We start from the raw sequence: 1421 nt of genomic DNA, 5'->3' as shown, positions 1-1421 counted from the left end.
ACCCCCACACTCCGACCCAACCGACCCGAAAACCACACCCTCACCACCGCCCACGCCCACCTCCACACCCACGGACACACCACCCCCACCCCCACACGACACCAGACAAACCCCACACCCCTCCCCACCTACCCCTTCCAACACCAGACCTACTGGCTCCGGGCCCCCTTCACCTCGACGGACACCACCGACCTCGGCCTGGACGCGGGCGGCCATCCGCTGCTGGGCGCCGCCGTCGACCTGGCCGGCGACGACAGCGTGTTGTTCACGGGCCGGATCTCGCTCCGTTCGCAGCCGTGGCTGGCCGACCACACGATCGCCGACACCGTCCTCCTGCCGGCCGCCGCCCATCTCGAACTCGCCCTGCACGCCGGTCGACAGCTCGGCGCCGGCACGGTCGAGGAGCTCACGCTTCAGGAGCCGCTGGTCCTGGCCCCCGAGCAGACGGTTCAGCTACAGCTGGTCGTCGCCGCTCCGGACGCGTCCGGAGCCCGGCCGTTCACCATCCACTCCCGTCCGGACGGCACCGAGGAGCGGTCCTGGACCCGGCACGCGACCGGCGTCGTCGTCCCGGAGCCCGCCCAGGCGGCACCGGCGGTCGGCTCGGCGTGGCCGCCCGCCCAGGCGGAGGCGATCGACGTGACGGACTTCTACGCCGATCTGGCCGACCGGGGCTACGCCTACGGCCCCGCGTTCCAGGGGCTCCGTGCCGCCTGGCGCGTCGGGGACGAGGTCCAGGCCGAGGTCGTTCCGCCGGGGGACGTCGACACGACGGGCTACGGCCTCCACCCCGCGCTGCTCGACGCCGCCCTCCACACCGTCGGGCTGGCGGGCCGGTTCACCGGGGACGACCCGACGCAGGTCCGTCTTCCGTTCGCGTGGAGCGGCGTGACGCTCAGGACCGTGCCGTCCGGCAGCGTCCGGGTGCGGACCGTCCCAGTCGGCGACGACGGTCTCAGCCTGTTCCTCACGGACGGCGACGGCCGACCGGTCGCGTCGATCGAGACCATCCGCTTCCGGACCGTCTCCGCCCAGCAGTTGGCGGCTGCCGCGAGTCCTCGCCCGCGCGCCCTGCTCGGACTGGAGTGGACCCCGCTCGCGGCGGACCATGGCGGTTTCCCGACCGGAGACCGGGCCGTCCTGGGGATTGGATCCCTGTCCGGTCCGGAGGGTTCGGTGACCGGGCATCCGGACCTCGCCGGGCTGCGTGCCGCCGTCGAGCGAGGGCTGCCGACGCCCCAGGCCGTGGTGGTCCCGTGGCCGGGCACCTCCGATGACGCCGGCGAGGCCGTCCACGCGCATACCCGGCGCACCCTGGCCCTGCTCCAGGAGTGGCTGGCGGAGAGCGCCTTCGACGACAGCCGGCTGATCATCCTCACCACCGGCGCCACCGGGGAGCGCCCCACCGACCTCGCCGCCGC

At 74.0% G+C, this 1421-nt stretch carries 1 protein-coding gene; it reads left to right on the top strand.

What is annotated here, in order from left to right; translation table 11 throughout:
• Positions 1 to 1421 (top strand): polyketide synthase dehydratase domain-containing protein (locus tag ACFXDE_RS43850; protein ID WP_380499814.1); only part of this gene is annotated, 1421 nt, incomplete at both ends.

Source organism: Kitasatospora sp. NPDC059408 (genome assembly GCF_042751525.1).
GTDB lineage: Bacteria > Actinomycetota > Actinomycetes > Streptomycetales > Streptomycetaceae > Kitasatospora.
The sequence above is the reverse complement of the archived record's forward strand: the minus strand, read 5'-3'. Positions and strand labels throughout refer to the sequence as shown.